This is a genomic window from Exiguobacterium antarcticum DSM 14480, from assembly GCF_000685865.1.
GTDB lineage: Bacteria > Bacillota > Bacilli > Exiguobacteriales > Exiguobacteriaceae > Exiguobacterium_A > Exiguobacterium_A antarcticum.
This window is the reverse complement of sequence record NZ_JMKS01000003.1, coordinates 443970-469551: the sequence shown is the minus strand read 5'-3', so window position 1 is coordinate 469551 and position 25582 is coordinate 443970. Positions and strand designations below refer to the sequence as shown.

The following is a 25582-nucleotide window of genomic DNA, read 5'->3' as shown; positions in this document are numbered from 1 at the left end:
CTTTTCAATCAGTCTTCGAGTAGCGACGCGATGTCTGAGGCCGGGGTGGGATAAGCGAAACTCGTTTTCTGAAGAGCAGAGCTCGGAATCCGGTGCTGCATGGCAAATGAAAAATAATTAGCGAGTTCTGCCGCGTGGACACCAATGAAATGCGCGCCAAGAATTTGATCGTCTTCCCCGATTAAGACTTTTGCCCGTGCGAAGGGGTCTTTGATCCGCACATTCGTCTGCCAGCTGGATGTATCAATCAGCTTTCCCCGATAGCGAATGTTATGTTGCTGCAAGCTAGCTTCAGTCTGACCTACTTTTGCCAAATTTGGAGTAGTAAAGACGATACTCGGAACAGGGAGCAGTTCAAGTGTACGTGTGTTGCCTTCAAGCATGTTACAGGCAGCGAGACGTCCCTCGGTTCCGGCGAAAGGGGTCAAGGCAGGATTTCCGCTGACAGCGACGTCACCAGCGGCATAGATATGCGGCGCTGACGATTGTAAGTAATCATTGACCCGGATGCCTTTTTCTTCAAAAGTCACACCAGCTCGTTCTAGATGTAAATGATCGATGCTTGCCACACGACCGGTCGCGTTTAAGACGACGTCTGCCTCGATGTGTGTCCCGTTTGATAAGACGAGTGTCGTATCAGAATAAGAGACCACTTCTGTTTCACGAAGGATTTGAATGCCGAGGGCTTTCGTAGCCTCTAACAATACCGTGACGAGCTCCTGCTCAAATTGTTTGAGTGCGCTAGACCGTAACAGAATGGTGACTTCAGCACCCGCGATTCGAGCGAGATGCGCAAATTCAAAGGAAATATAACCACCACCGATACAGACGAGTCGACGTGGAACATCGCGTAATTCTAAAAATTCATTACTGTTTAAAAATCGTTCGCCACCCGGGATGGATAATTCACGGGGACGAAGACCGGTCGCAATCAAAAATTGCTCCGCCTCTAACTCGATATCCTCGACAAGGAGTTTCGTATTCGATAAGAAGCGGGGTTCACCATGGTAATAGTCAATTCCAAGATCGTCATACCGATTTCGCGTTTGTTCCGGAATCGCACGTGTATACTCATTTTTTCGTTCCATCAATTGGCGCCAGTCGATGGAAATCAAACCCTTTAGACCGTATCCGAGTAACCGTTCGACGGCATCTTTTGTTTCGCTGCCCGTCAATAGAATTTTTTTAGCATCGCAACCACGTTGTGAGCATGTGCCCCCAGGTGTGAAATTTTCAATAATCGCGACTCGGAGCCCTTTTTCAGCAAATTTATAAGCGGCCTGGTTTCCGGCTGCTCCTGTTCCTATTACAATGCAATCATATGTACGCATTTTTTATCCCCCATATGTCATAATCAATGTAAGATATTTACCCTATAACGTAAAACTAAAAACGGTGAAAGGAGACATTTTTGTGAGTCATCGAGAACATATTAAGGCGAAACTATCCCTTTTACCTGATGAACCAGGCTGTTATTTGCATAAAAACCAATTTGGCGAAGTCATTTATGTCGGAAAAGCGAAAAATTTAAAGAATCGTGTCCGGTCGTATTTCACGGGAGCGCATGACTTAAAAACAGAACGTCTCGTTGCAGATATCCGTGATTTTGAATACATCATCACCGGAAGCGAACTGGAAGCATTATTGCTTGAGATGACTTTGATTAAGAAACATGACCCGAAATATAACATCATGTTAAAGGATGATAAGTCCTATCCGTATTTAAAGATTACGAATGAGACGTACCCACGACTGATCACAACCCGGAAATTACGAAAAGACGGTGGGCATTACTTTGGTCCATATCCGAATGCGTATGCGGCAAATGAAACAAAACGTCTACTTGATCGGTTGTACCCCCTCCGTAAGTGTCAGCCGATGCCGAAAAAGATCTGTCTCTATTATCATATCGGTCAATGCCTAGGTCCGTGCGAAGTTCCGAATCTAGAAGAGGAACAAAAAGCGATCGTGTCCGAAATTCGCCGTTTCCTGTCTGGTGAAACAAAAGAACTGGTCCAGTCGCTTCAAGAAAAGATGAGTGGGGCAGCGGAAGCGATGGAATTTGAACGTGCCGGCGAATTACGTGACCAAATCCGAGCGATTGAGTCGATCATGAATAAACAGAACATGATTACAGCTGATTTGACGTCTCGAGATGTCTTTGGTATTTATGTCGACAAAGGTTGGATATGTGTCCAAGTCTTCTTCCTGCGTGGCGGAAAAATGATTGAACGTGACGTATCGCTGTTTCCGATTTACGGGACAGCCGCAGAAGAACTTGAAAGTTTCATCGTTCAGTTTTATGAAAAAAACATCAAACCGAGTGAAATCTATGTACCGCCACTCGTCAATCAGATGCTGTTGAAAGAAGCACTTGATTTACGTGTCCATGTTCCGGTGCGTGGTTCAAAACGGAAGCTGCTCGACTTAGCGACGAAAAATGCTGAGAATGCGATTGGAGAACGTTTCGAATTGATTGCCCGTGATGAAAAGAAAACCGTTCAGGCAGTTCAAGAATTAGCAGACGCGATTGATGTACATCCCTTATCACGAATCGAAATCATCGATAACGCTAATATCCAAGGGGCGGACGCTGTATCGGCGCTCGTCGTCTTTGAAGACGGGAAACCGCTCAAGAAAGAGTATCGGAAATTTAAGATCAAGACGGTCAAGGGACCAGACGATTATGAATCGATGCGAGAAATCGTCAGGCGGCGTTATCGTCGTTTGTTACTCGAAGGTGCCCGTCTACCGGATCTCGTCTTAATCGATGGTGGATTAGGTCAACTCAATGCCGCACTTGAAGTGATTCAAGATGAGCTTGGTTTATCCCTGCCCGTCGGTTCGTTGAAAAAAGATGATAAACACCGGACGAGTCAACTGCTGTTTGGGGAGGGAGGGCGGTTGATCGAACTGCATCCGCGTTCGAGTGCGTTTTATTTGCTGCAACGGATGCAAGACGAGGTCCACCGGTTTGCGATCACGTTCCACCGTTCGTTACGCTCGAAGGGAATGACCCGGTCACTGCTGGACGATATTCCCGGCGTCGGACCAAAACGACGCCAACAATTGATTCGTCATTTCGGTTCGATGCGTAGTTTGAAAAAAGCCAACATCGAACAGTTGACGGAAGCGGGATTACCTGTGAAGTTGGCAGAAACCGTTGCCGAGTACCTCAGTCAGACGAATGAAGAATGATGAAGAATAAACGTGGGGTCAGTCGGAAATCATAAATAATAAAAGAAACGTGTTGTTCATTTGCCTGAAGACAGCGAATGAACAACACGTATTTTTGTGAGAACTTCACCGGGTTACCGATTCGTTGACAACGTTAATTATTGATGTATTTTTCATAGTAGGAACCGAAATCTCTTTGATTCCATTGATAATAATGTCCTTGGAGCCAGTTGAACGACTCTTGCGACAGATCCTTAAACGTTTGTGGCACGTTCATGTCGCCTTGACGGAGACCACCAAGAATCGTGACGGAATGATTGAGTGAGCTGTTTGCGAACTCGAGCATCTTTTGTCCCTCGTATTGTTTTTCGGCAATGGCGAGAAGCGCTTTATAGAGATCCTTCACATGCTCGAGCTGTTTTTTATCGACATCGATCGAATAATGTTTTCCGCCAATCTCGAATTTGATTTCAACATCAAGGTCGACGGTCCCAGCCGTTTCGAACATGACATGACGAATCGGATAATGAGCATAGGGGTAACGATAGAGAACACGTTTTGAACTGACTGCACTTTCGCCATCGAGATGAACAAGCGCTAAATTCGTAAAACAGTATTCATCTGTTTTCGATTTGATTAAAAAATAAATTTTTTCACCGTCTTCGTGTAAGACGTAATCATCGGCGGCTGCCTTGTCAAAATCGTCAGGGTGAATCACTTGCCCAATATCACTGAATCCTGTTAAGTCGGCTGCTAGTTTCTTGAACATAAAAATTCCTCCTTTGATGAATGTAATCAATTACTGATACGGCAATCAAACGAAAAAGGTTTCACGTTTCAAGAATTCGCCGTCCGGATTCAAATTCCTGTTTTGATTTTAAAGTGATCCGTCAAGTGGATCTTTTGGATCAATCTCAATCGTGATGTGCACTTGATTCTTAATTGATTCCGCGTATCCTTCAGCTACACATCCGTTTATTTTTGAAAACTGTTCAGCTAAAAACCCGGCTTCTAGCTGAAAATAACCTACCGGACGTTCCGTTCGTATTGATTCAGGTGGTATTAAGATAAAGGTTAATGACGTTCCTTTTTGTTTTTTTAATTCCAACTGTCCCCAACCCGCCTCATGGAAAAACGGGGCAACTTCTTCAGCGCTAAAAACTGGGAATTCACGTGCCAGACGTTTTCCTGCCCAGTAGATGACATGGCGATAATCTGTTCCTAATAAGTCCGTCAACACATAGTCGCGAATCAACTCGATTCCGAATGTGGAAGAGGGGTGTGGTACCAAATCCATCATCAATCACTCCTATCTCTGAAACTATTATAGCGAGGTAATTCTTATGGGTCATTGTTTTCCTGAAAAAATTTGCAGTTATTTGCAGTTAAATGCAACAGCTCGGGTTGTCTTATAAAAAGGACAGGAGTAGAATAAGTGATGAAAAGACGAATTTCCTTATGAAAGCGCTTTTCTACCAAAATGCGCCAACGTTTGATTGGCAAACAAAAGGGGGGATTTGGATGGCGAATCATCGTGATTTCGTGGGGCGTAAAATACACTCACTGCTCGGCGTCATTCCAATCGGGTTATTTTTACTTTCTCATTTTACGACGAACTATTTCATCGTTCGTGGGGAGGAAGACTTTAATAAGGCTGCGGAAATCGTAGGGGGCGTTCCGTATCGGTTGTTCTTGGAAGTGTTTGTCATCTTCATTCCAATCATCCTGCACGGTGTCTACGGTGTTTACATCGCGTTTACGGGTTCCGCGAACACAGGTCGTTATACATACTTCCGGAACTGGATGTATGTGCTACAACGCTTTTCAGGAATCTTCCTCGTCGTGTTCATCACATGGCATGTCTGGGAGACACGGATTGCAGCAGCAATGGGGACGGCAGTCGATGCTAGCATGATGCAAAACATCGTCGATAACTGGTTCATGCTCGCCTTCTACATCGTCGGGATTTTAGCGACGACGTTCCACCTCGCGAACGGGCTCTGGACGTTCTGTATCACATGGGGAATCACGCAATCACCCGCTTCTCAAAAAGCGATGTCTTATGTGGCAGCCCTCGTATTCATCGGATTATCGTTTGTAGGCGTACGCTCGATCTTGACGTTTGCAGGCGTGTTGTAAGGAAAGGGGAACTAACAACATGGCGAATAAGAATCTTGTCATCATCGGTGGAGGACTCGCTGGTTTGATGGCTACGATAAAAGCAGCAGAACAAGGTGTGCCGGTCAAACTATTTTCACTTGTACCGGTCAAACGGTCACACTCCGTTTGTGCACAGGGCGGAATCAACGGTGCCGTCAACACGAAAGGGGAAGGCGATTCGCCTTACCAGCATCTTGATGATACGGTTTACGGCGGCGATTTCCTCGCGAACCAACCACCGGTCCAAAAGATGACGGAAGCAGCTCCGAAAATCATCCACATGTTTGACCGGATGGGCGTCATGTTTAACCGGACGCCGGAAGGGTTACTTGATTTCCGTCGTTTTGGAGGAACATTACATCACCGGACCGCATACGCCGGTGCAACGACAGGGCAACAGTTGTTGTATGCACTCGATGAACAGGTCCGTAAGTTTGAAGCGCAAGGTTTGGTAGAGAAGTATGAAGGATGGGAATTCCTTCGCGCAATCATCGATGAAGAAGGTATTTGTCGTGGTGCGGTTTGTCAGAATTTACGCTCGATGGAAATCGAAGCGTTTGCAGCTGACTCAGTAATCTTAGCAACAGGTGGTCCGGGTGTTATTTTTGGGAAATCAACGAACTCGGTCATCAACACGGGGCAGGCAGCGGCAGCCGTCTACCGTCAAGGTGCCATTTATGCGAACGGGGAGTTCATCCAGATTCACCCGACAGCGATTCCAGGGGACGATAAACTCCGTCTCATGAGCGAATCAGCTCGTGGTGAAGGTGGACGTGTCTGGACGTATAAAGACGGCAAGCCATGGTATTTCCTTGAAGAAAAATATCCGGCCTATGGAAATCTCGTACCACGTGATATCGCGACGCGTGAAATCTTTGACGTCTGTGTCAATCAGAAGCTCGGTGTCAACGGGGAAAACATGGTCTATCTCGACCTGTCGCACAAAGACGCAAAAGAACTCGACGTCAAGCTTGGCGGGATTCTTGAAATCTATGAAAAGTTCGTCGGTGATGATCCACGGAAAGTCCCGATGAAAATCTTCCCAGCCGTCCATTACTCAATGGGTGGATTATGGGTCGATTACGATCAAATGACGAACATTCCAGGATTATTTGCATCTGGAGAATGTGATTACTCGATGCACGGTGGGAACCGTCTCGGTGCGAACTCGTTGCTGTCTGCCGTATACGGTGGAATGGTCGCAGGTCCGGCAGCGATCGCCTACATGAATGATCTCGATAAGTCGGTGCACGACATGCCGGAAGAAGTCGTCGAAGCGCACAAAATTGCTGAAATCGACCGTTTCAATGACATCTTGGCGATGGAAGGTACGGAAAACGCGTATCAAATCCACCGCGAACTCGGAGAAGTCATGACGGATAACGTGACGGTCGTTCGTTACAACGATAAACTCGAGCAAACACTTGATAAAATCAAAGAGCTTCGTGAACGTTTCACGCGGATTTCAGCGACGGATACAGCGCGCTGGAGCAATCAAGGGGCTTCATTTATTCGTCAACTCGATCATATGCTGGATCTCGCGGAAGCGATTACGCTCGGAGCCTTAAAACGGGACGAGAGCCGTGGCGCTCATTACAAACCGGACTTCCCGGAACGTGATGACGAACGTTTCCTCAAAACAACGATGGCGCGTTATACGAACGGTCATCCGGAAATTTATTATGAAGAAGTCGAAACGTCACTGATTCCGCCACGTAAGCGTGACTACAGCAAGAAGTCGAAGAAAGAGGTGAAGGCATAATGGCGACACCACTCGAACAGAAAACGAATCAAAAACCGGTTCAGTTCATCGTCCAACGTCAAGATGGACCGGATGGGAAAGCATATGATGAAGCCTTTGAAGTGCCGTATCGTCCAAACATGAATGTCATCTCTGCACTGATGGAGATTCGTCGTAATCCGGTCAACGCAGCCGGTGAAAAAACGACGCCAATCAACTGGGACATGGGATGTCTCGAAGAAGTATGCGGCGCGTGCTCGATGGTCATCAACGGAACACCTCGTCAATCCTGTACGGCACTTGTCGACAAGCTCGAGCAACCGATTCGTCTTCAACCGATGCAGACGTTCCCAATCGTCCGTGACCTTCAAGTCGACCGTCAACGGATGTTTGATGCCTTGAAAAAAGTCAAAGCATGGGTCCCAATCGACGGTACGTATGATTTAGGTCCGGGACCACGGATGCCGGAAAACAAACGCCAATGGGCATACGAACTTTCGAAATGTATGACTTGTGGCGTCTGTCTCGAAGCATGTCCGAACGTCAATGATCGGTCGAACTTCATCGGACCGGCTGCACTCTCGCAAGTCCGTCTGTTCAATTCGCATCCAACAGGTGCGTTCCACAAAGAAGAGCGTCTTGAAGCTTTGATGGAAGACGGCGGAATCATGCAGTGCGGAAACGCACAAAACTGTGTTGAAGTGTGTCCGAAAGGGATTCCATTGACGACATCAATCGCAGCGATGAACCGTCAAACGACGTTGCACTCCTTCAAGAAATTCTTCGGCAGTGACGAAGGACGTACGGGAGAAGCAGTCAGTCGTTAATACGAAAACGTAAAATTAAAGAAGGGGCCTTGCTCCTTCTTTTTATATTTTTAGAGGAGGAAATTTCCGTGCGTGTACCTAGTTATATTCATGATCTCGATCAATGGTTAGAACAAATGAAACATGGCACGCGACTTGATGTTGCGGTCCGGTTTGCAGAAACGGATGCCTATGGACATATGAACAACCGTGTCCCGTTCGTCTACTTTGAGGATGTCCGAACGTTGATGCTTGAAGAAACCGGTTATTCGCTTTCAGACGACGGGATTGTCGTCGTTGCGGATGCCCAGTGTAATTACATCCGTCAAGTCTATCCACGGGCGCGTCTCGCCGTCTATGCTTACCCGGTTCAGGTCGGAACAGCCTCGTGTGATGTCCATTATGCCGCGTTCAGCGAACAGGATGAATTGATGTTCACCGGTCGGACCTCGATGGTGCAGATTGATCGTTCCGGGAATGCGTTTGCTTGGAATGAAGCGTATAAAAATTCCTTGCAGAATCGATTCGAATCCGTTATCATTTGATAATGAGTTCACATATTCGAAAACGACTCACTAGTACGTTATTAGTGGAGGGAGATTTCTTAATCATGGAAAAAACATTCAAAGTCATCGCGGATTCAGGCATTCATGCTCGTCCGGCAACACAACTCGTCAACACAGCTTCTAAATTCCAATCAGACATCAACTTGGAATACAACGGAAAGACTGTTAACCTCAAGTCGATCATGGGTGTTCTTTCACTCGGAATCGCAAAAGATTCAGACATCAAAATCGTTGCAAACGGTGACGATGCTTCTGAAGCAATCACGACTCTTTCAGATATGCTGACAAGCGAAGGTCTTGCTCAGTAATCCTTTATCGTACATTCTTGGACGCCGGTCTTGCACCGTCGTCCTTTTTTGTTACCATATGAGAGAGGAAGGTGAGGGGAAAACGTGAACAGATCAATTGGAGTATTAGATTCTGGGGTCGGTGGATTGACCGTGGCGCGGGAATTGATGCGTCAGCTTCCCCATGAACAAATCATATATGTCGGAGACACATTACGGTGTCCGTACGGTCCTCGACCAGAAGAAGAGATTCGCCAGTTTACATGGGAAATGATTGATTTCCTCGTAGCGCAAGATGTCAAACTGATCGTCATCGCCTGCAATACGGCAACGGCGGTCGTCTTAAAAGAAGCACGACAAAAGTTGTCGATTCCAATCATCGGCGTCATCGATCCGGGAGCGCGAGCAGCAGTTAAAGTCACACGGTCGAAACGAATCGGTGTCATCGGCACAAAAATGACGATTGAAAGTAACTCGTATGAAAAAGCCTTGCGTCACGTCGAAGGGCAGGTCGTCGTCGAATCACTGGCTTGTCCGCCATTCGTTCCACTCGTTGAGTCCTCACAGACAACCGGAGCGTATGTCGAGCGTGTCGTCGCCAATACATTAAAACCGTTGCTCGCCTATGACATGGATACGTTGATTTTAGGCTGTACCCATTATCCGCTACTGGCAGAAGTGATTGGACGAGTCATCGGACCGAATGTCCAATTGATTTCTTCTGGGGACGAGACGGCGCTTGAAGTCGGTGCCTTACTGGATTACAACGGAATCACAGCAGCACATGACACCGTCCCGGAACATGTCTACCATGCGACGGGAGATACACGGTCTTTTGAACGGATTGCGAGTGACTGGTTGAATCAACCGATTCAAGCCGAACGGTTAGTGTTAGGAACGGAGGAAGAAAAATGCGTTTAGATCAAAGAGCACAAGCAGACATGCGAACGATTCATTTTGAGACGGGTGTTAATAAACACGCAGAAGGATCCGTTCTGATTTCAGTCGGAGATACGCGTGTCTTATGTACAGCGACGGTCGAAGAAAAAGTTCCGCCTTTTTTACGCGGGAAACGTCAAGGATGGATTAATGCCGAATATGCGATGTTACCACGCGCGACGGCGCAACGGACCGGTCGAGAGTCGGTCCGAGGAAAACAAACCGGACGGACGATGGAGATTCAGCGTTTGATCAGTCGGGCGTTACGTTCTGTCGTCAATCTTGAAAAATTGGGTGAACGGACGATTTGGATTGACTGTGACGTGTTGCAGGCAGATGGCGGGACACGTACGGCTGCAATCACGGGTGGTTTTTTAGCACTCGTCTTAGCGGTGGATGGACTGATTCAAAGCGGGAAGTTAACGGATACACCAATCAAGGAAGGCATCGCGGCAGTTTCGGTCGGCAAAGTCGGGACGGATTTGTTGCTTGATCTTTGTTATGAAGAAGACGCTGCGGCAGATGTCGATTTGAATCTCGTCATGACCTCGTCGGGTAAGATCGTTGAATTACAAGCAACGGGCGAAGAAGCAACGTTTTCTCGAAAAGAAATGCTCGATATGCTCGAACTTGGGGAAAAGGGTATTGAAGAACTGCTCCATGCGGCTGAACAAGCTTTAGGAGCGTCCTGGTGGTACGTCGGAGAAGAGGTGGAGCACGGATGAAGATTATCGTCGCGACCAGAAATCCTGGTAAAGTAAACGAATTCAAGACGATGCTTGGACGGCTCGGCTATGAGGTCGAGTCCTTACTCGATTACGATTCGGCTCCTGAAACGGAAGAAACCGGCTCGACGTTTGAAGAGAATGCTGAACTGAAATCAATTGAGGCCGCGTCCTACTTCGGTCATGCTGTGCTTTCGGACGACTCTGGTCTTGAAGTCGATGCGTTAGACGGTGCACCCGGCGTCTATTCTGCACGTTTTGCAGGCGAAAACAAATCAGATGAGGCGAACAATGCCTTATTGTTAAAAAAATTAGCACACGTACCAGCAGAACAACGAACAGCTCGTTTTGTCTGTGCTTTGTCACTTGCAAAACCGTCGGGCGAAACCTTGACCGTTCGCGGGACGATGGAAGGGCAGATTGGATTTGAAGCGAAAGGGACAAACGGTTTTGGTTACGATCCGTTGTTCCTCATTCCGTCATTAAATCAGACGGCAGCCGAATTAACGAAAAGTGAAAAGGCGACCATCAGCCATCGTGGACAAGCATTGCGAAAACTTGAAGCGGCATTAACTACTTTTTTGGGAGAGTGATTTTAGATGAAAGCGTTAATCGTAAGTGACAGCCATGGTCTCGATCAGGAACTATTGACGATATTCAACCGCCACCAAGAAGCAGATGTTGCCTTTCATTGCGGTGATTCTCAGCTGACGGGAGATTCGGAATCGTTATATCCCTATCGCGTCGTCAAAGGAAATTGTGATTACGGAAACGATTTTTCAGATGAAGTAATCGAAGACTTAGGTGCTTACCGGGTCCTCTGTTTACATGGGCATCGTCAAGACGTCAAATACAGTTTGGATCAATTGGTCCATCATGCGGACCAAAAAGATGCGGCAATCGTATTATACGGACATTCGCATGTCGCTAAGGCAGAACAACGAGATGGGAAACTGTTCATCAATCCAGGTTCGATTCGGATGCCACGTCATCGTCCAGAAAAGACATACGCCTTACTGACACTGGATGGATCCGATTTTATCGTCGATTTTTACGATACGACAGGTGAACGGATCAATGCTTTACACTTTGACGGGACACTTTAAAAAATAGTTTTTACCAATGTGATTGACACGAAAGAATTGTTTTAGTATAGTTTATTCGTGTTGACACGTCCCAATAGCTCAGCTGGATAGAGCAACGCCCTTCTAAGGCGTCGGTCGGGGGTTCGAATCCCTCTTGGGACACTATAATTAAAATAGAGACTTCCCTTACGAGGGAGGTCTCTTTTTTTTAGGACTTTTATCATGTATAATTAAGGTATCATGAACTTGAAAGGGATGAAAGAGATGATGAAACGAATGAGTGGAATCCTGCTGCTGACAGTTGCGTTAGCTGGATGTAGTGAGGTTACAGATACAGTGGACAATGCGAAACAACAAGTGACGGATGTTAAAAATAGCGTGGATTACGCTAGTCAATTACAAGATATTGCCCAAGATACGTCAAAGGTGACATCCGAGTTATCTGCAAAGTTGGATCAAGCGGCAACTGAAGCGCGTGACTCCGCCAATCCGGAACAAGCCCTCGACCAGCAAATCGAACAGCTGAAAAATGACGGGACCGTCCAACAATTAAACGAAGAATTGAATCAAATCGATGAGCGACTTGCCGGCTTAGAAAGTCCGCCAGCAGAACTAAAGAATCTCAGTGAGAAATTAGAGCAATACGTCAACCAATCAGAAGATATCACACGCCTGTTAGAAGCCGACGTGTCGCTCGATACACTAAACAAGATGGGGATTGAACAAGCGGGTCAGCTACAAGAAGCGATTTCGAACTGGACATCGTTACTTGATCCGTTTACGAAGTAATCAACAAAGGTGGAATGATGATGCATCAATCACGTTGGATGGAACAGCCGTTGGCAATCGAACAAAAACGACTCGCCGCATTAAATCGTCAAGAGCTGGCAATCGAAGTAGGTCGGTTATCAGAATTGGCGTCAGAAGATGATGTGTTGTATCTCCTCTATACGATTCAGGAAGCCTATTTAGCGATGGAGGATGGCACCGAATCGTATTCGGCAGTCGTCGAACCGTATCTTCGGTTGGACGGTGTCGAGCAAGTCATGGCGATATTCATGTATGAAAGGGGAGAACGTTATTCGTTTGATCTTGCGCTGCGGACAGCTTCTCCTTACCTCCCTTATGGATTATCCTTGAAACTAGAAGAAGTGGCTCAGTTCCGGAAAAAAACATTACGTGCGAAACAACAAACGGATGACTCTGCCTATCTCCAGCTAGAAGGGAAACCGTCAGGGGACCTGACGGAAGAAGAGTGGATCGAACTGTATCGGCACGGTACGATCGTCGAACAAATGCGAGGGGTTGGGCAAACCTCTTTGGTGAACCATCCGTCATTGGCGAAGTATATAGCGAGTGACTATTTAACCGGTCGTGACGTACAGCATCAGAGTGTATTGGTCAGTCACTTGTTGCTCGGCCAAATTCCGAGAGACGAACGCTTGTATCCACTGTATGTTGAAAATGAAGCATTCGATATATGGATGGCGTTTGATCACGCCGAGCAACTTGAAGTTTATATGAAAACGCAGACGGATCAATTACAACGTTTTGCTGATGCAGCATTTGCTCTAGAACGGATGGATCCCTTTAAGGCGATTTTATTCATGAACTGGTATCAAATCCTCTTTCCTGACGAAAGGATCGATCGCAGTGAACCTCTCGACGACTGGCTTGACGCTATTGAAGAACTAGCCGAACTGGACTTCGTCTCGGAGATGCCACCAGGCGGTCTTGGGCAGCAGGCGCAAAAGATTTACCGGGCTGTCCATTTATTACTGCCGGAGGGAACGATGTATGAGCAGGCCTTACTTCAGTAATTCAAGGTAATTGCCTCGTTCAACAGTGGTAATCCTAAGAAAGATTGTGCTATAATGTGACTTGTTGTACACACATGTACGCTAATTGACATTTTTGGAGGGACTCAGCATGACTGCAAAATGGGAAAAACAATCAGGTAGCCTCGGCGTTCTCACGTATGAAGCGCCTGCTGAAGCATTTGATAAAGCGGTAGACCAAGCGTTCAAAAAAGTCGTCAAGACATTGAACACACCAGGTTTCCGTAAAGGAAAAATGCCACGCACAATGTTTAACAAAATGTACGGCGAAGAAGCACTTTACCAAGATGCACTTGATATCTTATATCAAGATACAATCGAAGGTGCAGTCGTCGAATCAGGAATCGAGCCAATCGCGCTTGATAACATCGACGTCGAAACACTCGAAAAAGGAAAACCAGTTGCGTTCAAAATCACATTCGTGATCGAGCCGGACGCTACACTTGGTGAGTACAAAGGTCTTGAGTACACAGCAGTCGAAACAGACGTTACAGACGAAGATGTCGATGCTGAACTCAAAACAATGCAAGAGCGTGGCGCAGAGCTCGTCGTTAAAGAAGAGGGCGCTATCGAAAATGGCGATACAGTCGTATTCGACTTCGCAGGTTTCGATGGGGAAAACCAATTCGACGGCGGTACTGCAGAAAACTACTCACTCGTCATCGGTTCTGGAAACTTCATTCCAGGATTTGAAGAGCAGATGGTTGGCCTAAAAACAGGCGAACAAAAAGACATCGACGTAACCTTCCCAGAAGAGTACCATGAAGCATCACTCGCTGGAAAACCAGTTACGTTCAAAGTAACGATTCATGAAGTCAAAGCTCAGGAACTTCCTGAATTGACAGATGAGTTCGCTAAAGAAATGGACGAAGAAGTTTCTTCTCTTGATGAGTTGAAAACAAAAATCCGCACACGTCTTGAAAACACACGCAAACAAGAAGCAGATGCTTCAATGCGTGATGAGTTGGTTGAAGAAGCGACGAAAAACGCGACAGTTGATCTTCCAGAAGTCATGGTTGAAAACGAAGTTGAGCGTATGGTCCAAGAATTCACACAACGCATTCAGTCACAAGGTATCGACCTCAACATGTACTTCCAGTTAACTGGAACGACTGAAGAAGCGATGCGTACTGAAATGAAAGAACAAGCAGAAGAACGTGTCAAAGCACGTCTCGTTCTGAAACAAATCGTTGCAGATGAAAAGATTGAAGTGACAGAAGAAGAAGCACAAGCTGAACTTCAGTCAATGTCTGAACTCTACAACATTCCTGCTGATCAACTTGAAACGATGCTTGCTCCACAAGGCGGACTCGATACACTTAAAGGTGATCTTCAATTCCGTAAAGCAATCGATGTTCTCGTTGACAACGCAAAAGCAAAATAAGCAAACCAACCGAACGAATCGACTTCAAGCCCAATTTCTGGTCTTGAAGTCGATTTTTTTGTACGATAGGTCAAACAAGGACAAAGAAAATTTTAAATTTCAAATCAAACTGTAAAACGCTCCTCCAAGATTTGAAAGAGTTTCCTTGTTCATGCTACAATCATAAATAGTAAAACGTGAGAATAGATGCGAAACAGATCTATACAACTTCCACGTTAAAGGGGTGGACCTTTATGTTTAAATTTAACGAAGAAAAAGGTCAGCTAAAATGTTCTTTCTGCGGAAAGACACAAGAACAAGTGCGCAAACTTGTTGCTGGACCTGGCGTTTACATTTGCGATGAATGTATCGAACTCTGTAACGAAATCGTCGAAGAAGAGCTTGGTACAGAAGAAGAAGTCGAACTAAAAAACGTACCGAAACCGCATGAAATCCGTGCGACTTTAAATGACTATGTCATCGGACAGGAAAAAGCGAAAAAATCATTATCTGTCGCGATGTATAATCATTATAAACGGATCAATGCAGGTGGCCGTGCGGATGACGTCGAGTTATCGAAATCGAACATCGTCATGATCGGACCGACTGGTAGTGGTAAAACACTCCTCGCACAAACGATGGCTCGTATTCTGAATGTTCCGTTCGCAATCGCGGATGCGACAAGTCTGACGGAAGCCGGATATGTTGGGGAAGATGTTGAGAACATTCTCTTAAAACTCATTCAAGCTGCTGATTATGATGTCGAAAAAGCAGAAAAAGGTATCATCTACATCGATGAAATCGATAAAATTGCCCGTAAATCTGAGAATCCGTCAATTACACGTGATGTCTCAGGTGAAGGGGTACAACAAGCCCTTCTGAAAATCTTAGAAGGTACAGTTGCAAGCGTTCCGCCACAAGGTGGCCGGAAACATCCGCATCAAGAATTCATTCAAATCGATACGACGAACATCTTGTTCATCGTTGGTGGTGCCTTTGACGGGATCGACCAATCGATTAAACGTCGTCTTGGTAAAAAGGTCATCGGATTCGGAAACGATTCTGAGAACCGTAACTTGACACAAAAAGAAATCCTTGCGGCTGCTTTACCGGAAGATTTACAGAAATTCGGATTGATTCCGGAGTTTATCGGGCGTTTACCAGTCATGGCGACACTCGAACCACTTGATGAGGATGCACTCGTCCAAATCTTAACAAAACCGAAAAATGCACTCGTCAAACAATACAAAAAAATGCTTCAACTGGATGATGTCGAACTCGACTTCACAGATGAAGCGTTGGTTGAAATCGCGAAACTCGCGATTAAACGGAAAACCGGTGCACGTGGTTTACGTTCAATCATCGAAGAAACGATGCTCGAAATCATGTTCGAAATACCGTCCCGTGAAGATATCGCGAAAGTCATCATCACAGCGGAAACGTTGACTGGAAAGCGCGGTCCGACGCTTGAGCTGAAAGATGGTACAATTGAACAAGGGAAAGAAAAAGAAACGGCGTAACACCGTGACAAATCGGCTCGGAGGCTACTTGTACGCCTTTCCGAGTCTTTTTGTTTAGGAGGAGATTTTTGATGAAGACAAAACAATATCCATTATTACCACTACGTGGCGTTGTCGCGTACCCCTTAATCGGATTGACGATTGATGTCGGGCGTCCTGTCTCACTAAAAGCATTGCTTGCGTCGAAAGAACATGAAATTGATTTGGTCGTCGTTACGCAGCGGGATCCGGAAGCAGAACCATCGGTGGATGGTCTGCACACGATTGGTACACTTGTTCAGATTGCAAAAATGAGTGAGCTCGGAAATGATACAGTGCGGGTCCGTGTCATTGGTAAGGAACGGGTCCGGATTGATCACGTGACGGAAACGGATGAAGGGTACCAGGCGAACATCGAACCGATTGAAAAGGCAGATATCAAAGGGGCGAAACAAGAAGCGCTCGTTCGTCTGATCAAAGAACAATTTGGTCAATTGGTGTCGCGGATCAAAGGTATCGGAACGGACGAACGCCGCCGTTTTGAAACGTATGAGCGCCTCGATTCGCTGACGGATTATATTGCCTCTAAATTACCGATTGATATTGCGAAAAAACAAGAATTTTTAGAAGAAAATGATCCGGTCGAACGTGGGGTCATGTTGCTCGACGTCATGAAACATGAATATGAAGTCGTCGAACTTGAACGCGAAATGCGGGAGCGGACGAAAAAGACGATTGAACAGTCGCAACGCGAGTATTATCTTCGGGAACAGCTGAAGACGATTCAGCAAGAACTCGGTGGAGAAGCAGTCTCGGCAGAAAGTGATGCTGTGAAATACAAAGAACAACTGGCGATGCTTGATCTGTCAGAAACGGCCGTCATCAACATCGAAAAAGAAATCAACCGACTGGCTGTCGTGCCGGCGACGAGTCCAGAGCATGGCGTCATTCGGAACTATCTCGAATGGTTCTTCTCGCTTCCTTGGAATGAAGCAACCGATGACTTCTTAAATGTCGAGGCGGCATCTGAGCAGCTAGACGAAGATCATTATGGATTAGAAAAAGTCAAAGAGCGGATTTTAGAATACTTGGCGGTACGACAGTTAACGGATTCGTTACGCGGACCGATTTTGTGTTTGGCAGGTCCTCCGGGAGTCGGTAAAACGTCACTTGCCCGCTCGATCGCAACAGCGCTCGAACGGAAATTCGTTCGTGTTTCACTTGGTGGAGTCCGGGATGAAGCGGAAATCCGCGGTCATCGGCGGACGTATATCGGAGCGATGCCTGGACGCATCATTCGTGGCCTAAAACAAGCGGGGACGAACAATCCCGTGTTCCTGCTCGATGAGATTGATAAGATGTCCAATGACTTCCGTGGAGACCCTTCTTCCGCGATGCTTGAAGTCCTTGATCCGGAACAAAACAACAGTTTTTCCGACCACTATATCGAAGAGCCGTTTGATTTATCAAACGTCTTGTTCATCGCGACAGCAAACGATGTCTCGAACATCCCGGGACCATTGCTTGACCGAATGGAACTGATTCAAATCGGTGGTTACACGGAACAAGAAAAAACAGAAATTGCGATTCGGCATTTGTTGTCCAAACAATTAAAGGAACATGGATTGAAAAAAAGCCAATTGACGGTCAAGCCGGATGCATTGGAAGAAGTCGTTCGCCGGTACACACGCGAAGCGGGTGTCCGGAGTTTGGAACGTGTCATCGGATCCCTCTGTCGTAAAGCTGCGAAACAAATCGCAATGGGTGAAAAGAAACGCGTCACTGTCACGAAACGTAATTTATCCGACTTTTTAGGCAAACCGATTTACCGTTACGGTCAAAGTGAACTAGAAGATACGATTGGCGCGGTGACCGGTTTAGCGTATACTGCATTTGGGGGCGACACGCTGACGATTGAAGTGAGCCTTGCTCCAGGTAAAGGGAAATTACAGTTAACGGGTAAACTAGGGGACGTCATGCAGGAATCGGCACAGACGGCATATAGTTTTGTTCGTGCCCATGCAGAAGAGTTTAAGATTGACCCGAATTTCTATGAGACACAAGACATCCATATTCATGTTCCGGAAGGCGCCGTCCCGAAAGATGGTCCTTCGGCGGGCATTACGATTGCGACTGCACTGATTTCTGCGTTGACGAAACGTCCGGTACGGCGAGACGTCGGGATGACCGGAGAGATTACGCTACGGGGTCGTGTCTTGCCGATTGGTGGTTTAAAAGAGAAGTCGTTAGCTGCTCACCGGGCTGGTCTGACAACGATCTTGATGCCCCAAGACAATACACGTGATATTGATGAAATTCCAGAAACGGTCCGGGATGGGATTCGATTCATTCCGGTCGCGACGATGGACCAAGTGCTCGAACATGCATTAAAAGGAGAGTAACATGAAAATTTATAAAGCAGATTTTATTACGAGTGGTGTCAATCCGGAGCATTATCCGGAACCACTCCTTCCTGAGGTAGCACTCGCAGGACGATCGAACGTCGGCAAGTCGTCGTTCATCAACAAGCTCGTCCAGCGAAAGGCACTCGCGCGTACATCATCTAAACCAGGAAAAACACAAACGTTGAATTTCTTTAACATCAATGATGAAGTCATGTTTGTTGATGTACCGGGTTATGGGTACGCGAAAGTTTCGAAAACAGAACGAGAAGCATGGGGCAAGATGATGGAAAAGTATTTCACGACTCGTGAAATCTTAAAGGGTGTTGTCTTACTCGTTGATATCCGCCATGAACCTTCGGCGGATGATGTCATCATGTATGACTTTTTGAAATACTATGATTTATCGGTCATCGTCGTGGCGACGAAACTCGACAAAATCAAACGTGGTCAACGTGACAAACAAATTGCAGCCATTAAACGCAAGTTGCAGTTTGATGGTCAAGATACGTTCATTCCTTTTTCATCGGAAACCGGCGAAGGTGTCGATGCAGCATGGGAAGCGATTTATCGTCATTTGTGATTGCACGTAAAAGAAGCCTGTCTCCTTGTGGAGCAGGTTTCTTTTTTTATCCAATATATTCCTTTCAGAAAAAACGGGTTCCATTATATGCGACAGCTTGAATTCAAGTTACAATAGAAAAAATGAATCACCTCAGGAAAGGGTGTGTACGGATGAAACGATACAAGTGGATTGCGTTATTAATCGGTCTTTTGATTCTGGTCCCAGTAGTTGTTTGGTTTTTGCAAAAAGAACGGACATTAAACATCGTCCTGTTTGATTATACTGTCGGTAACCAACAACGGGAGCATGCAGGAACGACCTGGTTGCTTAACCATCTCAAGATTCGTACGGATGACGGAGAGAATTATACATATACCGATTACATCAATCGGTATGACGGGACACAAGGGGAAAAGATGCTGAAGCGAGCAGCAGCGGCAGATCTATTATTGTTCACGGATACGTATGGCAAATCTTACGCGGTAGACGGCAAAACAGAACATCGTGGCGGATTGACGACTGAAGATGTGGCACTCGCAACAGATGCGATTTCACAGGGGAAACCCGTTGTCGCAGAATTCAACACAGCAGCTAGCCCGACACCAGCAGATCGCTCGAACGCCTTTCGTCAGTTGTTTGGAACGGCATGGACGGGCTGGATCGGTCGATTTTTCCCGGATTTGACGAAGTTACAAGGTTTGGATGAAACGGTCGTCAGTAAATTGAAGCTTCAGTCAAAAGACAAGACTTTTAAATTATCGGGTCCGGGTTACGTCTTCATCAATGATTCGACGGAAGAAGTCTTTTTTGTCAATGAAGATACTCCACTCCTTTATAAATGGGATAAAAACCAAGGGCAAGCAAAAGATGAAGTTCGTTATAACTATTGGTTTGAAGTATTAGAACTTGACGGAGGAGAACAGCAGGCTCATTTTTCATGGCAACCTTCGAAAAAAACGCAAGCGATGTTACGGGAACGGCAATTACCACTTGAATTTCCGGCTTACGTCAAACAAGGGAGTGGTCATTATTTTGCTGGGGATTACACCGATGTAGCAGACATTCCACGTTACTATCGATATGCCGGACTCGACTGGTTCCGCAAACAATTCATCTTGGACAGTGCAGACAGTGAATCGGCGTTCTTTTGGAAAATCTATACGCCAACGCTCAGTCGTATTTTAAAAGAGACTAAAATCTTGAAACAACAAGCTGTTCAAGTCAAACCGTTAGCGCAAACGAAAGTAAACGATCAGATGGTCCGGACACGGGCCCGTTCTGGACAAGATACACTTGAAATGTATCAAGATGGTAAGTGGAAGCCGTATTTCGTCAAAGGTGTGAACGTCGGATTAGGACGTCCGGGTGCCTTTCCGGGTGAACATGCCATCAGCCGAAATGAGTACGATCGTTGGCTGAGACAGATTGGTGAGATGGGGGTCAACACGATTCGGATTTATACGCTTCATCCACCCGCCTTTTACGATGCCTTAAAAGCCTATAATGAATCGGCGAAAGTACCAATTTATTTGATGCAAGGCATGTGGGTCGAAGAACAACCGTTCGAAGAATTAAAAAATGCCTTTGAACCCAAGTTCTTAAAGATGACAGACACGGAAGCAAAAAGGATGGTCGATGTGATTCATGGTAACGCTGTCGTCAAGGACGTGGTCGGACATGCTTCAGGAACGTATACATCGGATGTCTCACAATATGTCTCTGCCTTTGTTTTTGGTATCGAATGGTTACCGGAGGCAGTCATGGAGACGAACAAAAAAAATAAAGGACTTCGGTATGAAGGAAGTTACGTGACGACGACAAACGAAGCATCTCCATTTGAATCGTGGTTAGCGGGTCGGATGGATGTCGCGACACAACATGAGCTCGCCACGTACAAAACGACACGACCGATCGGTGCGACGAACTGGCCGACGACGGACCCACTCGCCCACCCGGAGGAAGTCGAGGAAGAACAAGACTTGGTTTCGATTGACTTCAATCATATCCAGGCAACTAAAAACTTTGCCGGTGGAGTGTTTGCTTCTTATCATATTTATCCATATTATCCATCATTCATCAAAGAAGAATTTGGTCGTCAGAGTGATACGGGATCAGAATCGTACAGCCGGTATCTAAAACGGATGAAAGACTATCATGATATGCCGATTCTTGTGTCGGAATTCGGGATTCCGAGTTCGCGTGGAAAAACACATCTGGGACCAAACGGATTTGACCAAGGGCATGTCAGTGAAGACAAGCAAGGGAAATTAGTCGCGCAACTCTATCAAGACATCGTCGACACGAAGATGGCGGGTGGACTGGTCTTCATTTGGCAAGATGAATGGTTCAAACGGACGTGGAACACGATGGATTATGATGATGCCGATACACGTCCACGTTGGTCAAATGTCCAAACGAGTGAACAACATTTCGGGATGCTTGGTTTTTTACGGGCAGATATCATGATTGATGGAAAAATGGAGGATTGGAAAGGCTATGCTCCAATCGCCGAAAACGACGGACAGGCAATCTATATGACGTCAGACGAAGCGTATCTCTATCTCCGAATCGATCGTAAAAAGGCTGAGCCGACTACGATTGCCTTGTCGACGAAACCGAATGATGGAAACCTTCAAGTAGGTAAGTTGATGCTAGAAGAAGGGGCAGAATATCGACTGACGATTGATCAACAAGCACGGCTTGATGTGGATGAACGGTACGATATTTTCCGGTATCACTATGGGTTGAAAAAAACATTTGAGATGGTGACCCCGCCATCGGATCAACAAAACAGTGGAAACTTTAATCCGATCTATCAGATGCTCGATTACGCGAGGCGTGATCCGGTCTCGAAAAAAATCATCAAGCCAGCCATTAAATGGGATACCGGCATCTTACATGAAGGACAACCAGATAGTATTTTGACGGATATTTCCGATCTCCAACAGTCACGGATTGAATTGCGGATTCCGTGGATGGTACTCAACATGCGGGATCCAAGCAAACATGAGATCATCGGCGATTTTTGGGAAGAGGGACTCGAAGCGAAGATGGTGACGGAAGGCATTGAAGTGACCGGTCAGATCGGATCCACCCGTATACCAGAAAAAGACCGAGGTTTTTACAATTGGTCCGAATGGACGAATCCGCAACAACGGGAAGAATTGAAACCCGTTTATCAGACGATGCGTAAAGCGTTTAAAGAAGGGGTGAAGTAAATGCGTCGCGAAGAGATGTGGAAACTGATTAATGCGTCAATGGAACCGATGGATGAAGAAACGAGCTCAACGCATGTCTCGTCCGAAGATGACGTCAACGTGTCGACGTCAGGTGTCGTGTTTATTCATACGATCGGACTGATGCCGGAAACGGTTAATGATCTGATTGAGGGCGGATATTGTACGCAAACGGATATTTCTTATGCGGATGTCGTTCTCGCCAGTCAACCGGTTGATGAAGAAAAGATTCCGGTTGTCTATCTCAATCCGAACCTCTCGGACCGTTCTTTCTATTTGCTTGAAAATGCACGGGAAGTCGTGCCAATAGATTTAACAAAAGACATTTTACTCGACCGGATTGTACGTTATAAACGGGTCCGGCGTGTCGTTGATGTAGCAATCGTGACGGACAACCCCCATCTGAAACGTCTACTTGAACGAGAATTAGCAAACCGTTTTGAAACGATTACCGTCTATGAACGAGCGGAAACATTTTTCGAGCAACACGTGGCGTCTCGTCCGTACCTACTTGTCTTCTCCTCAGCACTTCCTCGTGCCGACGGTCTGGAGTTGCTGTTACGTACCAAGTCCGAAAGTATTGTCCCGTTCCATGCCATCATGATTTCGATATACAATCGGGAACGCGATCATGTTCTGGCGATTGAACGTGGTGTGGATGGTATCATGACACTTCCGCTCAAAGTCGAGGAGTTCCGGGCTTGGGTCAACAAGCTTGAGGGGGTACGCGGATGAGGTGGGTTATATTTTTCATCGTCCTTTTAGTTATACTTCAAGTTGGAGCTTTGGTATATCTCGTTGTTCAAAAACGAAAACGAGTAAATCAAGAAGAGGCACGTCTCGCATGGCAACGTCAGTTTCAAGATCAACTTTATGATTTTGCGACAGGCGAACAAACGGAGATGCCACGAATCCTACCTGGAAACGAAGATTTAGTTGAATTAGAGCTGTTTGCTTTAACGAACTTAACGGCAACGCTTTCGCATCAGGAACGGATGTCTCAGTATGTCGAGGCGAAGTTATTACCTTATTATCAGAAGCAGATCCAGCATCGCCGCATTGATCGTCGCTTAAACGCCTACGAAGCGATTGCACAATTTCGGTTAAGACCGGTTGCGCAAGAACTTCACCAAAAGTTAAACAAAAAATTGGCGAAAGAAGAAAAAGATGTCATCGTCCGGACGTTAGTCTCGATTGCCCCGGACTTGGCAATCGAAGAAGCCAAGCAAACCAATGAAATCAGTTTTTTTGGTGCCGTCCTGGCAGTGGGACGAAGCAAGGATTTGTCGCTGTGGGTGAAAGAGTTTGACAGCCTGACAGAATCTTTTCAGATGGCGATTCTCCAACTGATTTATGATCGTGATGAGACGCAATACGTGGAGTTGGCACGTAGAAAAACGACAGAGGCGAACCCGGAAATTCGCAAGCGAGCGCTTCGCGCATTAACACGGATCGGACTTGAAGAAGATTGGCAACTGTATACCCCGTATTTAGAAGAGGAGACGAGTTGGGTGGAACAGATGTTAGCCCTGCGCTTTTTAGAAAACGTGGCACCTCAAGAAGCCCTCGTCTACATCTTACCGTTTGTCGGAAGTCGTTCCTGGTGGGTACGAACCGCTGCCTTTGACGCACTGCTTGCGTGTGGTGGTCTCGAACAATTGGCGCTTGTCGCCAAGGATCATCCGGATCGTTATGCCAAACAAAAAGCAACGGAACGGTTAGCAAAGGAGATGAAACAACATGTTGTCATCTGAAACGATTCAAAAAATCATTGATGTGTTATCGTGGACCGTTCTGATTTATATGATTCTCGTCATCCTGTTCTATTCGTCGCTGTATCTCATCTCGGCACAGATGGTCCGCAAACAGCGATTTCGGCGAAAGGAAAGTTCGTACCTTCCCTTGATGCGGTCGCTCTATACGCGACCCGTCAGTGTCCTGGTTCCGGCCTATAATGAAGAATACACGATCGTCACGAGTGTCCAGGCGTTACTTGCACTCGATTATCCGGAACATGAAGTCATCGTCATCAACGATGGGTCAAGTGACGGGACGATGGATGAGTTGTTTAAGACCTATGAATTAGAAAAGGAATTACGTTTTCCGCGGATCCTAATTGGGTCACAGCCAATCAAAAACGTCTATCGCTCCCGAATCGATGCCCGTCTGATCGTCATCGATAAGGAAAACGGAGGAAAGGCGGATGCGTTGAATGCCGGAATCGATTACTCGAGTTATCCGTATTTTTGTTCGCTTGATGCCGACTCGATTCTTGAGCGGGATGCATTACTGAAAGTCATGAAGCCGATTGTTGAGTCCGATGAAGACGTCATCGCGACGTGTGGCTCGATTTTTCTGGTCAACGGCTGCACGATTGAAGGAGGCGAAATCGTCGAAATCCGGACGCCGAAACAACGGATCGTCTTGATGCAGATGATTGAATATTTCCGGGCCTTTTTGTTTGGACGGCTTGGATTAAGTCGCTTCAATTTATTATTGATCGTGTCCGGTGCATTTGGTTTATTCCAAAAATCGATTGTCGTTCAAGCTGGTGGATATAAAGAAGGACTCGTCGGAGAAGACATGGAGCTTGTCGTCCGTCTGCACCGGTACATGAAAGAAAATGAGATCAACAAACGAATTGAATATGTCCCGTCACCAGTCTGTTGGACGCAGGCACCGGACACGATGGAAGTCCTTCGTTCTCAACGGACACGTTGGCACCGTGGACTTGCCGAGACCTTATGGACGCATAAACGAATGATTGGTAATCCGCGATATGGATTTGTTGGTAGTGTTTCGATGTTATACTTCTTTTTGATTGAATTGCTTGGTCCGATCGTCGAACTGATTGGTTACTTCATCATCCCGCTCAATCTGCTTGTCGGCACACTCAACTTTGAGTTTGGAATCGTCTTGTTATCCGTTGCCTTGTTATATGGTTCCTTATTATCAGCAGGAGCTGTTTTACTTGAAGAATGGACGATGCACCGGTTTAAGAACGTCAAAGAACTGATTCGGTTATATCTGTGGTCGTTGACGGAATCGTTTTGGTACCGCCCGATCCTTGTCTTCTTTAAACTTGGTGGATTAATTCAGTTCATGACGGGACGGGGACAATGGGGTAAAATGGAACGACAACGATTGGATGAAGTCGTCTCAGAAAAAACAGACGAAAAAACGGGATGAGACA

The 25582-nt window shown here is 46.3% G+C and carries 23 protein-coding genes and 1 tRNA gene; 21 read left to right on the top strand and 3 right to left on the bottom strand.

The genetic code is table 11. From position 1 onward, the window contains the following. Positions 1–8: 8 nt before the first annotated feature. On the bottom strand, positions 9–1331 hold the full coding sequence (locus P404_RS0103440; RefSeq protein WP_026829977.1) for a dihydrolipoyl dehydrogenase family protein: 1323 nt from the start codon (positions 1329–1331) through the stop codon (positions 9–11). 82 nt (positions 1332–1413) lie between these two features. Between P404_RS0103440 and uvrC the strand changes: the two genes are divergently transcribed. Further along, on the top strand, positions 1414–3198 hold the full coding sequence (gene uvrC / locus P404_RS0103435) for an excinuclease ABC subunit UvrC (protein WP_026829976.1): 1785 nt from the start codon (positions 1414–1416) through the stop codon (positions 3196–3198). Between the two features lie 133 nt (positions 3199–3331). On the opposite strand, the gene P404_RS0103430 is transcribed toward uvrC, so the two are convergent. Next, positions 3332–3946 (bottom strand): PH domain-containing protein, encoded by a 615-nt coding sequence (locus P404_RS0103430; RefSeq protein ID WP_014970950.1) that lies wholly within the window; start codon positions 3944–3946, stop codon positions 3332–3334. 108 nt (positions 3947–4054) lie between these two features. Continuing rightward, the gene (locus P404_RS0103425; protein WP_026829975.1) at positions 4055–4474 is read right to left on the bottom strand and encodes a YslB family protein; all 420 of its coding nucleotides are present in this window, start codon (positions 4472–4474) and stop codon (positions 4055–4057) included. A 224-nt stretch (positions 4475–4698) separates the two neighbouring features. On the opposite strand from P404_RS0103425, the gene P404_RS0103420 reads away from it, so the two are divergent. From P404_RS0103420 to P404_RS0103325, 20 genes are all read left to right on the top strand, one after another. Then, complete coding sequence (locus P404_RS0103420) at positions 4699–5316, top strand: succinate dehydrogenase cytochrome b558 subunit (protein ID WP_026829974.1); 618 nt, start codon at positions 4699–4701, stop codon at positions 5314–5316. Between the two features lie 19 nt (positions 5317–5335). Beyond that, positions 5336–7099 (top strand): succinate dehydrogenase flavoprotein subunit, encoded by a 1764-nt coding sequence (sdhA, locus tag P404_RS0103415; protein WP_026829973.1) that lies wholly within the window; start codon positions 5336–5338, stop codon positions 7097–7099. Beyond that, a complete protein-coding gene (gene sdhB / locus P404_RS0103410; RefSeq protein WP_026829972.1) occupies positions 7099–7905 on the top strand; it encodes a succinate dehydrogenase iron-sulfur subunit in 807 nt (268 codons plus the stop codon). The genes sdhA and sdhB overlap by 1 nt, the downstream gene beginning before the upstream one ends. A gap of 68 nt (positions 7906–7973) precedes the next feature. Continuing rightward, the gene (locus P404_RS0103405) at positions 7974–8429 is read left to right on the top strand and encodes an acyl-CoA thioesterase (protein WP_026829971.1); all 456 of its coding nucleotides are present in this window, start codon (positions 7974–7976) and stop codon (positions 8427–8429) included. Between the two features lie 65 nt (positions 8430–8494). Next, entirely contained in the window at positions 8495–8758 is a 264-nt protein-coding gene (locus tag P404_RS0103400) for a phosphocarrier protein HPr (RefSeq protein ID WP_012371023.1), read from the top strand. An 84-nt stretch (positions 8759–8842) separates the two neighbouring features. Then, entirely contained in the window at positions 8843–9658 is an 816-nt protein-coding gene (racE, locus tag P404_RS0103395) for a glutamate racemase (protein WP_026829970.1), read from the top strand. Continuing rightward, positions 9649–10401, top strand: coding sequence for a ribonuclease PH (rph, locus tag P404_RS0103390; RefSeq protein WP_026829969.1), 753 nt, complete (start codon positions 9649–9651; stop codon positions 10399–10401). Before racE ends, rph begins: the two co-directional genes overlap by 10 nt. After that, the gene (locus tag P404_RS0103385) at positions 10398–10994 is read left to right on the top strand and encodes an XTP/dITP diphosphatase (RefSeq protein WP_026829968.1); all 597 of its coding nucleotides are present in this window, start codon (positions 10398–10400) and stop codon (positions 10992–10994) included. The genes rph and P404_RS0103385 overlap by 4 nt, the downstream gene beginning before the upstream one ends. A 6-nt stretch (positions 10995–11000) precedes the next feature. Continuing rightward, on the top strand, positions 11001–11507 hold the full coding sequence (locus tag P404_RS0103380; RefSeq protein ID WP_026829967.1) for a metallophosphoesterase family protein: 507 nt from the start codon (positions 11001–11003) through the stop codon (positions 11505–11507). Positions 11508–11574: 67 nt separating this feature from the next. Next, positions 11575–11648, top strand: a tRNA-Arg gene (locus tag P404_RS0103375). Between the two features lie 105 nt (positions 11649–11753). Next, entirely contained in the window at positions 11754–12275 is a 522-nt protein-coding gene (locus P404_RS0103370; protein ID WP_236624279.1) for a hypothetical protein, read from the top strand. 20 nt (positions 12276–12295) lie between these two features. Beyond that, positions 12296–13306 carry a hypothetical protein gene (locus tag P404_RS0103365; protein ID WP_236624277.1) on the top strand — a complete coding sequence of 337 codons (1011 nt, stop codon included), beginning with the start codon at positions 12296–12298 and terminating at the stop codon, positions 13304–13306. A gap of 109 nt (positions 13307–13415) precedes the next feature. Beyond that, on the top strand, positions 13416–14708 hold the full coding sequence (tig, locus tag P404_RS0103360) for a trigger factor (RefSeq protein ID WP_014970938.1): 1293 nt from the start codon (positions 13416–13418) through the stop codon (positions 14706–14708). Between the two features lie 233 nt (positions 14709–14941). Further along, complete coding sequence (clpX, locus tag P404_RS0103355; protein ID WP_014970937.1) at positions 14942–16207, top strand: ATP-dependent protease ATP-binding subunit ClpX; 1266 nt, start codon at positions 14942–14944, stop codon at positions 16205–16207. 71 nt (positions 16208–16278) lie between these two features. Further along, positions 16279–18588: an endopeptidase La gene (lon, locus tag P404_RS0103350; RefSeq protein WP_026829964.1), complete on the top strand. Its 2310-nt coding sequence runs from the start codon at positions 16279–16281 to the stop codon at positions 18586–18588. A gap of 1 nt (position 18589) precedes the next feature. Continuing rightward, complete coding sequence (yihA, locus tag P404_RS0103345) at positions 18590–19171, top strand: ribosome biogenesis GTP-binding protein YihA/YsxC (protein ID WP_012371013.1); 582 nt, start codon at positions 18590–18592, stop codon at positions 19169–19171. A gap of 152 nt (positions 19172–19323) precedes the next feature. Further along, positions 19324–22371 (top strand): hypothetical protein, encoded by a 3048-nt coding sequence (locus tag P404_RS0103340; RefSeq protein ID WP_236624276.1) that lies wholly within the window; start codon positions 19324–19326, stop codon positions 22369–22371. Then, on the top strand, positions 22372–23124 hold the full coding sequence (locus tag P404_RS0103335) for a response regulator (RefSeq protein ID WP_026829962.1): 753 nt from the start codon (positions 22372–22374) through the stop codon (positions 23122–23124). Continuing rightward, complete coding sequence (locus P404_RS0103330; RefSeq protein WP_026829961.1) at positions 23121–24143, top strand: HEAT repeat domain-containing protein; 1023 nt, start codon at positions 23121–23123, stop codon at positions 24141–24143. Before P404_RS0103335 ends, P404_RS0103330 begins: the two co-directional genes overlap by 4 nt. Continuing rightward, positions 24130–25578 carry a glycosyltransferase family 2 protein gene (locus P404_RS0103325; protein ID WP_014970933.1) on the top strand — a complete coding sequence of 483 codons (1449 nt, stop codon included), beginning with the start codon at positions 24130–24132 and terminating at the stop codon, positions 25576–25578. The genes P404_RS0103330 and P404_RS0103325 overlap by 14 nt, the downstream gene beginning before the upstream one ends. Positions 25579–25582: the final 4 nt, after the last annotated feature.

Bases quoted from the DNA above. Each gene is read 5' to 3' on its own strand.
- P404_RS0103385 (WP_026829968.1), top strand. From the start codon at position 10,398: ATGAAGATTATCGTCGCGACCAGAAATCCTGGTAAAGTAAACGAATTC.
- sdhA (WP_026829973.1), top strand. From the start codon at position 5,336: ATGGCGAATAAGAATCTTGTCATCATCGGTGGAGGACTCGCTGGTTTG.
- P404_RS0103430 (WP_014970950.1), bottom strand. From the start codon at position 3,946: ATGTTCAAGAAACTAGCAGCCGACTTAACAGGATTCAGTGATATTGGG.
- yihA (WP_012371013.1), top strand. From the start codon at position 18,590: ATGAAAATTTATAAAGCAGATTTTATTACGAGTGGTGTCAATCCGGAG.
- lon (WP_026829964.1), top strand. From the start codon at position 16,279: ATGAAGACAAAACAATATCCATTATTACCACTACGTGGCGTTGTCGCG.
- P404_RS0103420 (WP_026829974.1), top strand. From the start codon at position 4,699: ATGGCGAATCATCGTGATTTCGTGGGGCGTAAAATACACTCACTGCTC.
- P404_RS0103325 (WP_014970933.1), top strand. From the start codon at position 24,130: ATGTTGTCATCTGAAACGATTCAAAAAATCATTGATGTGTTATCGTGG.
- rph (WP_026829969.1), top strand. From the start codon at position 9,649: ATGCGTTTAGATCAAAGAGCACAAGCAGACATGCGAACGATTCATTTT.
- P404_RS0103425 (WP_026829975.1), bottom strand. From the start codon at position 4,474: ATGGATTTGGTACCACACCCCTCTTCCACATTCGGAATCGAGTTGATT.
- tig (WP_014970938.1), top strand. From the start codon at position 13,416: ATGACTGCAAAATGGGAAAAACAATCAGGTAGCCTCGGCGTTCTCACG.
- P404_RS0103370 (WP_236624279.1), top strand. From the start codon at position 11,754: ATGAAACGAATGAGTGGAATCCTGCTGCTGACAGTTGCGTTAGCTGGA.
- P404_RS0103330 (WP_026829961.1), top strand. From the start codon at position 23,121: ATGAGGTGGGTTATATTTTTCATCGTCCTTTTAGTTATACTTCAAGTT.
- P404_RS0103365 (WP_236624277.1), top strand. From the start codon at position 12,296: ATGCATCAATCACGTTGGATGGAACAGCCGTTGGCAATCGAACAAAAA.
- P404_RS0103400 (WP_012371023.1), top strand. From the start codon at position 8,495: ATGGAAAAAACATTCAAAGTCATCGCGGATTCAGGCATTCATGCTCGT.
- clpX (WP_014970937.1), top strand. From the start codon at position 14,942: ATGTTTAAATTTAACGAAGAAAAAGGTCAGCTAAAATGTTCTTTCTGC.
- sdhB (WP_026829972.1), top strand. From the start codon at position 7,099: ATGGCGACACCACTCGAACAGAAAACGAATCAAAAACCGGTTCAGTTC.
- P404_RS0103440 (WP_026829977.1), bottom strand. From the start codon at position 1,331: ATGCGTACATATGATTGCATTGTAATAGGAACAGGAGCAGCCGGAAAC.
- P404_RS0103335 (WP_026829962.1), top strand. From the start codon at position 22,372: ATGCGTCGCGAAGAGATGTGGAAACTGATTAATGCGTCAATGGAACCG.
- P404_RS0103340 (WP_236624276.1), top strand. From the start codon at position 19,324: ATGAAACGATACAAGTGGATTGCGTTATTAATCGGTCTTTTGATTCTG.
- P404_RS0103380 (WP_026829967.1), top strand. From the start codon at position 11,001: ATGAAAGCGTTAATCGTAAGTGACAGCCATGGTCTCGATCAGGAACTA.